Source organism: Petrotoga sp. 9T1HF07.CasAA.8.2 (genome assembly GCF_002895585.1).
Taxonomy (GTDB): domain Bacteria; phylum Thermotogota; class Thermotogae; order Petrotogales; family Petrotogaceae; genus Petrotoga; species Petrotoga mobilis.
This window is the reverse complement of sequence record NZ_AZRI01000044.1, coordinates 1-8,910: the sequence shown is the minus strand read 5'-3', so window position 1 is coordinate 8,910 and position 8,910 is coordinate 1. Positions and strand designations below refer to the sequence as shown.

At 33.0% G+C, this 8,910-nt stretch carries 9 protein-coding genes; 1 reads left to right on the top strand and 8 read right to left on the bottom strand.

Annotated features, from left to right (window positions below):
• Positions 1–710: ABC transporter ATP-binding protein (locus X925_RS09430; protein WP_146026699.1), on the top strand; the 710-nt coding region annotated here is incomplete at its 5' end.
• A gap of 74 nt (positions 711–784) precedes the next feature.
• On the opposite strand, the gene X925_RS09425 is transcribed toward X925_RS09430, so the two are convergent.
• The 8 genes from X925_RS09425 to zwf form a co-directional block, all read right to left on the bottom strand.
• Entirely contained in the window at positions 785–1,240 is a 456-nt protein-coding gene (locus tag X925_RS09425) for an RNase H family protein (RefSeq protein WP_255408276.1), read from the bottom strand.
• 13 nt (positions 1,241–1,253) lie between these two features.
• Positions 1,254–1,514, bottom strand: coding sequence for a DUF3783 domain-containing protein (locus X925_RS09420; protein ID WP_012208964.1), 261 nt, complete (start codon positions 1,512–1,514; stop codon positions 1,254–1,256).
• Positions 1,515–1,729: 215 nt separating this feature from the next.
• On the bottom strand, positions 1,730–3,247 hold the full coding sequence (locus X925_RS09415) for a hypothetical protein (protein ID WP_121959793.1): 1,518 nt from the start codon (positions 3,245–3,247) through the stop codon (positions 1,730–1,732).
• On the bottom strand, positions 3,244–4,221 hold the full coding sequence (locus tag X925_RS09410; protein WP_121959792.1) for a glucosyl-3-phosphoglycerate synthase: 978 nt from the start codon (positions 4,219–4,221) through the stop codon (positions 3,244–3,246). Before X925_RS09410 ends, X925_RS09415 begins: the two co-directional genes overlap by 4 nt.
• A 19-nt stretch (positions 4,222–4,240) precedes the next feature.
• Positions 4,241–5,383, bottom strand: coding sequence for a hypothetical protein (locus X925_RS09405; RefSeq protein WP_121959791.1), 1,143 nt, complete (start codon positions 5,381–5,383; stop codon positions 4,241–4,243).
• A 215-nt stretch (positions 5,384–5,598) separates the two neighbouring features.
• The gene (locus tag X925_RS09400; RefSeq protein ID WP_012208960.1) at positions 5,599–6,291 is read right to left on the bottom strand and encodes a DUF554 domain-containing protein; all 693 of its coding nucleotides are present in this window, start codon (positions 6,289–6,291) and stop codon (positions 5,599–5,601) included.
• Between the two features lie 229 nt (positions 6,292–6,520).
• A complete protein-coding gene (pgl, locus tag X925_RS09395; protein ID WP_121959790.1) occupies positions 6,521–7,219 on the bottom strand; it encodes a 6-phosphogluconolactonase in 699 nt (232 codons plus the stop codon).
• A complete protein-coding gene (gene zwf / locus X925_RS09390) occupies positions 7,200–8,762 on the bottom strand; it encodes a glucose-6-phosphate dehydrogenase (RefSeq protein WP_121959789.1) in 1,563 nt (520 codons plus the stop codon). Before zwf ends, pgl begins: the two co-directional genes overlap by 20 nt.
• Positions 8,763–8,910 lie beyond the last annotated feature (148 nt).

Sequence of the window (8,910 nt, the reverse complement as noted above, 5' to 3'; positions counted from 1 at the left end):
AAAATGTACTAAAAGTGGATCGTTTAACCAAAAGGTTTGGAGATCTTCTGGTTATAGATAACTGGAGTCTTGAGTTGCAAGAGGGTGAAAAAATCGTTTTGTTGGGGCCATCTGGCTGCGGAAAAACTACTTTTTTTAGGATCATTTCAGGATTAGAAAGGCAAAGTGAAGGGACAGTTGAAACCTTTGTTGAAAAGATGGGTTACGTTTTCCAAGAACCTCGATTATTGCCATGGAGAACGGTTTACGACAACCTGAAAATAATTTTAGACGATGAAAAGAAAATTAAACAGATTATCAGTATGATAAGTTTAGAAGGTTTTGAAAATCTTTTACCCTCTAAATTAAGTGGAGGTATGAAACAAAGGGTGAATATTGCCAGATCTTTATTAGTTGAGCCACAGATCTTGCTAATGGACGAACCTTTCACATCTTTGGATCTCAATATTAAACTATCAATAATAAAAGATATAGAAAAGATGTGGAAGAAAAGTTATTTTTCAATATTGTTGGTTACCCATGACATAAAAGAGGCATTGATGCTGGGAAATAAAGTAGTTATTTTGTCTCAAAGACCTTCTAGAATATTAAATGTTTTTACTATAAATCTTTCGGAAGAAGAGAAAAATATTTATGATAAAAGCTTTTTAGAGTTAGAAAGCCAGATTACAAAATTTGTTATGAGTCAATCTGAAGAGGTAATGGTTTAGAAAGTATAAAGATTTTTGAAGAATTTATTTTCTTTTTTTAAAATCAGCATGAAACCTTCGGCTTTTTCAAAAAATTAGGAGTTCAAACCGGTTTTATGGAGATATTTCGTTATTAAATCTCGGAAATTTTTGCTTTCTAATGCTTTTTTCGCTAGTTGATCGGCCAAGGTGTTGTAATGGTCTCCTGAGTGTCCCCTTACCCAATTGAACTGTATCGTTAAAAATTTACTAAAATAATCATAGCAATTTTTATAGGCTATGGTTATTTTTTTATTCGTCTTCCATTCTCCGTTACACCATTTCTCTAATCCGATGTAATCATGGTTTATTATTATCTTTTCGTAACCTTTTTCTTTAGCGTATTCCATTGCGTAGATGGATGCACTTATCTCTCCAGCAACATTTCGGCTAGATGAGTATTCTGGGTTATTACCAGAAAAGAAGAAATGTTTTTCTTCACCATCTAGAAATACTATGCCGCTACCGTATATTTTGGTTTCTACGTCATAACTTCCATCGACATAGGCGATGAGAGTTTTATCTTCACTTGCTGTCTTTTTTGTAATTGTCGTATACCCCTTTTTTGAGATTTTCTGTTACTTTTTTCATTTCTATGTCTTCCTGTTTTAACTCTTTGATTAATTCTTCAACTGTCCATTGAGAACTTGTAGGAGTAATGGAAGCAAAAATTATATTTTCAGGTAAGTTTTCCATATTTTTTATCGTTTTCATTATTTTGAGTATCTGTTCTTTAGACATACCGTTAATTATAATTGTGGGAATGTTTTTTATATCTTCATACATGTGAATAGCCTCCTAAGTAGTGTTAGCGCCCCTTCGCCCCGCTCCCCACCCATAAGGATAGAAAATCTTTATTCCTTTACCCTGCTGCCCACCCATAAGGATAAAAAATCTTTATTCTTTTACCCTGCTTTCTACCCATAAGGATAAAGAATCTTTATTCTTTTCCTCAGCTCTCTACCCATAAGGATAAAGAAGTCTTCGCTCTTTTATCCTGTTCAATAAGAAAAGAGTAATCTTATATTATCTATTGTTAGAAAGGATTTTAGAATATTTTCGTCAATTATTGTATCTTCTATTTCCTTTGTACTTCCTTGAACCCCCTTCGGGGCGTTTCCTCTAGCTTGTACTTTATCTAATAATAAAAATATTTTACTTTTATACGCCTTCAATGAGAAATCTTCCAAGTTTATCCCTTGATCAATGTGATTTGTGGAAGTCAACATTTCTATTTTATCAAATATTTCTTTGTTAATTTCTTTCAAATCATTAAGTTTTGCTTCTTCTTCCATACAGAATTTCTTCTGAAGTTCGACGGGGAGAAATGAAAAATCAATTAAATCTTTATCAAATTTATTGTTTAAATCTTGTCTTAAATGATTTTTGTTCTCTTCGGAAATAGGTATCTTGTTAATTTGTTCTTCGTATTTTTCTTTTACTTTGTTTATTTCTTTAGGAGAAAGACTAACCAAAAATCTATCGTAATAACTTATTTCTTTTATGTTTTTGAAATCTTCTATCACATCTAATTTTCTCGTTAAAAAGTTTTTTTCGTTGAATTTTGATTCTAAATATATCATTCCAAATCCTTCTAATACGGAAGAAGAAAAGAACAGATCAGATATATTCAGAATGTATGGAAAAAGTGAAGGATCTTTTGCTGAAATAGCCCAAGCTCCCTTAACTTTTTCAGATTCAAAGGTTTCTTTTACAACTTTTTCATATGGCCTTTCTTTATCAGAGTTAGCTGGTAATGTGACAAGGAGATTACTCTTTCCATATAAGCGATTTATAAGCACCGCTTCTAAGATATTTTTTCTTCTTATCGTTCTTGTTGGATACAAAATGTTTTTATTTGTGGGATCAACGTTATATCCCAATTTCTTTAGTTTATTTATGACCTCATCTTTGTCGATATCATCTATTTTATCTTTATTTTTAGTGAATTCAACAGCATTTGGGAGATAAAAAGCATTTTCTGAAGGTATACCACATTTTATAAGTCTGTTGTAATCGGATAGATTGATAGTAGCATACTGTATATTCTTCCTAATAGGATACAGTGAAGAATTTATGAATTTTCTTATAAAAGAATAGTTTTCCCATCTTGCACATTCAGGAAAGTCGTGAATTTGAATTATTGTGGGGATATTTTTTGTTGTGATAAATTCTTTAAACGCTTCTGTAAATGCGGGATTTTTGCCTAAATTATAGTTATGAGCCCAGTATATAGCCCTCTCATCGTGATAATTGTTCAATTTGTTTTTTATCGATTCTTTGAGTTCGAGAAAAGTTTTATAATCGGTGCTGTCATAATATATATATCCGAGTTCTGGAAAATCAATAAAATTGACATTTTCGTAAGATAAGACCTCTTCTATCCCATCTATCCCCATTTTTTTTGAACCAAAGAGAGTAATTTTGTATGCGTCTTTTAGAGATTTTACGATATTTCTAACAACGGTTGAAACTCCGCCTTTTATGTAATGGTAGTGGAAGATGTAAAGATTGTTCATACCTTCTCCTCTTTTGAAAACTTTTCTTTGTACTCTGGGATAGTAATCATAGGAGGTCTTTCAACACTTAGTATCTCCGTTGGAACTAATACCTTCTCATTTTCTTTTTTTTGAATCATTATATGTTTATCGGTCAATTCGGTATTTAAATCTAATTTTCCATATTTTTCCAATCTTTTTAATACTACTTTTGTGAGTTCAAAAGCCATTTTACTCAGTGAGTGTAAGGGTTGATTGTCATGAATTCGAAGTTCAAGATCGACTTGAGCTATTATCTCACTACCAAATTTTTCAGCTATGTCGATGAGATGCGCAATTTCCACACCGTATCCCACGAAAAAAGGCAGCTTTTCTAAAATTTCCCTTCTTCCTGCATATTCACCACTTAGCGGTTGAATTATCGTTGATAACTCCGGGTAAAACAAAGAAAATAAAGGCCTTGCAACCAATTCGGTAACCCTTCCTCCACCTGTTGGTTGCATCGCCGATTTTCCCACAATGGGTCTATCATAAAAGGCCTTGACGTAACCTATTTCTGGATAATTCAACAAAGCACCAACTAAACCGTATACGAATTTTGGATGTATGTTCTCTATATCTGAATCCACCCATACGATTATATCGCCATTAAGTGCGTATAGGCTTTTCCATAAATTTTCTCCTTTTCCTTTGTAAAACCCGTACTTTGGTAAAATATCGCTGGAATAAAAAACTTTTGCACCGAATTCTTTTGCTATAGAAACCGTTTCATCTTCTGAGCCAGAATCAATTACAGCAATTTCGTCCAATAAGGGATATTTTTCCATAAGTTCTGTTTTCATAATGAGTATCTCTTTACCAATAGTTTTTTCTTCGTTTAAAGAAGGAAAGGCAAGGGATATTTTTACATCTTGTTTTTCTTTTAACTTAACGAGTTCTTTAATGTTCTCAAACTTTGAATGGTGAAAAGAACGTTTTAAGACATTATCCTTCATTTTTGATCTTCCTTTCTGTTTAATCTTTTTCTTCTCCTATAATGTCCTGGTCTATCTCTTCTTCAGCAAAGTTTTCTGTTGTTACATTATCAACCACCATCAAAATTTGATGCAGACCTTTCATCACACCATCTCTTTCGAAGTATTCTGTGCCATCTAATATCTCACCTTTTGCTATCCCTAGGGAAACTGCTGGAATACCTGATTTAATTATCAATGCCTCGTCTTTGTCTAAAGGAGCTAAGTTAGTTTTAATGTTTAAATGGTTATGAACTTCTCTGATCTGTTCGATCAAAGGATGCTCCTTTGGTATGAAAGTGGTCGGAATGTATGAAAGTAGATTCAATTTGATCTTTAAATTGTATCTTTCAGCCAATTCCGTGACGGTGGCTCTTAAATTTTCACTTATAGTTTCTAAATCTTGGTCTCCTTCGCTCTTTATCTCCATTATTACTTCGGTATTGTCTTCGAATCTGTCGAGTTTTAAGATGATTACAGACGTACCTTCCATATCTGCATTCTCTTTCAGATTAGAAGTTATTCTGTACAATATCTCTAAAGTTGATGGAGATTTAGAAGTTTTGTGTATTGAATCTCGGGAATAAAACTTTAATTTATAAACATATTTTCCCAAAGAACGATGACCGAGGTCTCCCAAATTGATGCCATTGATTTTGATAGCATAATCCAAACTTTTGATATTTTCCTGTAAAAACTCTCCTAAACTCAAAAATTTGTTTTTTCTTGCCTGGTTAAGAAAGAGGAAAAATACATTCTTTCTTAAATCTACTTTTTCTAGGTGTAAAAACTTTATCATAGTTAAAAGAGCTGCAACTTTAAGTGAAGACGAAACGATTTTTAAACCTTCTATTTTTCCTTTTAATACCCTGGCAAATCTTTCAACAAGTGGATCGCGAATCTCATCTATAGTTGTGAAAACAAGTGCGGTAGGGGATGTATCGTCGTTAACAAAAGAGACATATACGTTCCCTTCATCATCTTCCTTAATATTGGGTAGATTCATTTCTCGCAATTTGCTTATTATAAAGTTTTTTTGCTCATTGGGGTTTTTTAAAGGAAGCTGATTGAAAAGTATCGTATTAGATAGCAATTCATCCTCATATTTTTCCAGTTTCCATAAGGCATCTTCTAATCTAAGCATTTTGATTCCTCCTTTCAGTCTTTTTAGCAAGTAAAAAAAAATACGACCTTTCGAAAAAAGGTTTGATAATTAGTTTTGTTTAATTCATCAGTATTAGAAATATAGGTGAATATAGTATGAGTATGGGCGGCAAAGATATGAATAGTAGTTTAAACGAGAAGAAAACATTTGTTAGTCTATCTATTAAATATTATAACATATTTTGTAGGAATTTGTCAAAACCTGCCAAAAAAGGTAAGAATATAATTTATCAAAACGACAATTATCAAAGAAGGAAGGAAGTTTCCCACTTTTATATCTTTTATCTCCAAAAGTCTTATTCCAATGGCAATTATCATCGCCCCTCCCACGGCTGTAAAATCATTCAAATAATAAGGGTCCGAAAGAAAAGAAAGCATTCCAGCCAAACTAACTATTGACCCTTGAATCAAGAAAACACTCACAGCAGAGAAGGTAACCCCCACACCATATACCGAGGCTAAGACCATAGAAGAAATTCCATCCAGAACAGATTTTAAGAAAATAACAGAGTTATCTCCCGAAAGACCTGCATTTAGACATCCGATTATCGTCATAGGGCCAATAACAAAAAGAACAGTGGCAGTAATAAATCCCCTTACAAACGGTGTTTCTCCTTGTGACCTTTCAACGATGTTTGCCAATTTTCCCAGACCGTTTTCAATTCTCAATAACTCTCCAATTACTCCCCCCAGTGCTAAAGACACCAAAACGACGATCAAATTGCTCGCATCTAACCCCATCCCCACCCCGATCAAAAAAGTAGTCAGACCAACACTTTGAAATAAAATGAGTCTCAAATTATCCGGCAATTTATTTCCTACAAGCGTTCCCAATGTGCCTCCAATCAAAACGGCTAAAGTGTTAACTATGACAGCTATGTTGAACACTTCTAATTCCCCTCCCTCTTTGCGGCATTGAATCCATTAAAAGGTTTTTTCAATAATTATACCAAAGAATTAATTATATGGTTAATTACAAAAAATTTACAAAAACAAAGAAATTTAAAGATTTTTCCAAAAATGATGAGGTAATTTAAGGCGATTTCTCTTTACTACATATCCAAAAAGATATTTGCTTTTGATAATTATTAATTTAATAGGGACTGTCAACCAGTCCCTATATTTTTATAAAAAAATAAGTATTTTTAACTTTAACTTTTGCGGTTGGATATTTTTCTTCTGCTGGTTTGGGGTTGTTTAAGATTTCATCTATTACCTGCTCTTTTCCTTTGTATGAACTTAGAAAAAGAATATTTCTTGCATTGTTCAGCAGTTTGTAAGTGGCGGTAATTCTTGGTACTTTCGGTCTTCCAGAAGGTGGTGTAGCGGTGTATAGCTTTTTATTTTCTTTTGAAGCGTCACTCGAGGGGAACAATGATGCTGTGTGGCCATCTTCTCCTATGCCTAGTAATATAAGATCGAAAACAGGATTTTGTTCTCCAAAAAAGTTGATTATTTCTTTTTCGTACTCTTGTGATGCTTTTTCTATAGGTAGTTCGGTTTTTATCCTATGTACATTATTTGTTGGGATATTAATTTTGCTTATTAGCAAATCGTGTGCCCATTTGTAATTACTGTCTTCACTTTTTTGATCGACGTATCTTTCGTCTCCCCAAAAAATGTGGACCTTCTCCCAATTTATTTTATCTTTATACTCAGATGCCAATTTTTCATAAATTGGAAGTGGAGTTCTTCCACCTGAGAGCATTAAGGTGAATAGTTTGTTTTCTCCTATACTCTCGTCATATAGGATATAAATTAAATTTACAGTTTCATTGTGAAATGTTTCGGGATCATCAAAAAACTTTGCTTTCATACAGATTCTCGCTTTCAAAGTCTAAGTTTCGCCAACTTCTGTTATCTTTTTCTAATAGTTCAAAAGATTCTTTTGGTCCCCATGTACCAGCTTTGTAAAATATCAATCCATTATCTTTTTCATCTTCCCATTTTTCTAAAACTGGGGTGAAGATTTTCCATGAAATTTCCATTGCGTCACTTCTTACAAAAAGTGTTTGATCTCCCAACATGGCGTCCAAGAGTAGCCTTTCATATGCATCTGGCCCTTTGAATTTGAAGAATTCGTCGTAGTTGAAATCCATTGTTAGAGTATTCAAGCAAAGTTTGGAACCTGGTTGTTTCGCTTGAATTTTCAGTGAAAACCCTTCGTCTGGTTGTATATTGAGAATGAGGGCATTTTTCTCTAAGGTTATATCGTTTTTAGCAAATATCGAATGAGGAACGTCTTTAAAGATTATGGCTATTTCTGTAACCTTTCTTTTCAACCTCTTGCCTGCCCTTAAATAAAAAGGTACCCCGCTCCATCTCCAATTGTCGATTAAAAATTTAGACGCTACAAATGTTTCTACAAAGGAGTGTGGATCAACATTCTTTTCTTCTGTATAAGATGGAACTTCTTTACCATTGATCATTCCCTCAATATATTGGCCCCTTACAAAGTATTCATCTATCTTCTCTTTTTCAAAGGGTCTTATAGCTTTCAATAGTTTTGTCTTTTCGTCCCTAACGCTTGTATCTTCAAGGGAAGCAGGCGGTTCCATAGCTACTAAAGTTAAAAGCTGCATCATATGGTTTTGAAACATGTCTCTTAATAAACCAGCTTGTTCAAAGTATCCAGCCCTATGTTCTACGCCTAATGTTTCAGCAACAGTTATCTGAACGTTATCTATGTATTTGTAATTCCATATGGGTTCAAAAACAATGTTTGCAAATCTGAGCATCATTATATTTTGAACGGTCTCTTTACCAAGGTAATGGTCAATTCTGTATATTTGGGTTTCATTCAGATATTTATGGAGTTCCTCATCTAATTCTTTTGATGTGTTAAAATTACTGCCAAAAGGTTTTTCTATTATTATTCTTGAGTAAGAGTTTTCACTTTCTTTTGTCAAATTGAACTTCCCCAAATGTTTAATTATTTCTAAATAAACGTTTGGGGGTGTTGAAAGATAAAAAAGATGATTTTCTTGGGTGTTAAAAACTTTATCTAAATAATTTAGTTTATTTTTTAGATCCAGGTACAGGGAATCATCGTCGTAGAAACCTGAAATGTAAAAAACTTTTTCAATAAATTTTGAAATTATAAAGTTATCTTCGTTTTCTTCCAATAATCTATTTTTTATTTCTTGGCGGTATTCTTCATCAGTGAATTTAGATCTTGCTATTCCCAGTAAGAAAAATTCGTTGGGTAAAAGGTTCTTTTTGAACAACGTATATATAGAAGGGATTAATTTTCTAAAAGTTAAATCTCCTGAGGCTCCAAATATTATTAAGGAAGAGGCCCCGGGTTTTATTTCTTCACAAATATTTTTTCTTGAAAGATGTTTTGCTATTTGGTCCATGTACTAATGTCCACCTCTTTCTATAGAATATTTTATTGTCCTTAGAAACACTAAAAGCTACTTTAAACAGATTTTTTAGAATTCAAAAATTTTGAAAACACCTGCATCAATCTAAGTTAAATCTAGTCTGCTTTAGCGCCCCTTCGCC

What these genes read in the sequence shown, in the direction of transcription:
- X925_RS09420 (WP_012208964.1), bottom strand. Translation starts at nt 1,514, where the DNA reads ATGTATGAAGATATAAAAAACATTCCCACAATTATAATTAACGGTATG.
- X925_RS09415 (WP_121959793.1), bottom strand. Translation starts at nt 3,247, where the DNA reads ATGAACAATCTTTACATCTTCCACTACCATTACATAAAAGGCGGAGTT.
- X925_RS09410 (WP_121959792.1), bottom strand. Translation starts at nt 4,221, where the DNA reads ATGAAGGATAATGTCTTAAAACGTTCTTTTCACCATTCAAAGTTTGAG.
- X925_RS09405 (WP_121959791.1), bottom strand. Translation starts at nt 5,383, where the DNA reads ATGCTTAGATTAGAAGATGCCTTATGGAAACTGGAAAAATATGAGGAT.
- pgl (WP_121959790.1), bottom strand. Translation starts at nt 7,219, where the DNA reads ATGAAAGCAAAGTTTTTTGATGATCCCGAAACATTTCACAATGAAACT.
- zwf (WP_121959789.1), bottom strand. Translation starts at nt 8,762, where the DNA reads ATGGACCAAATAGCAAAACATCTTTCAAGAAAAAATATTTGTGAAGAA.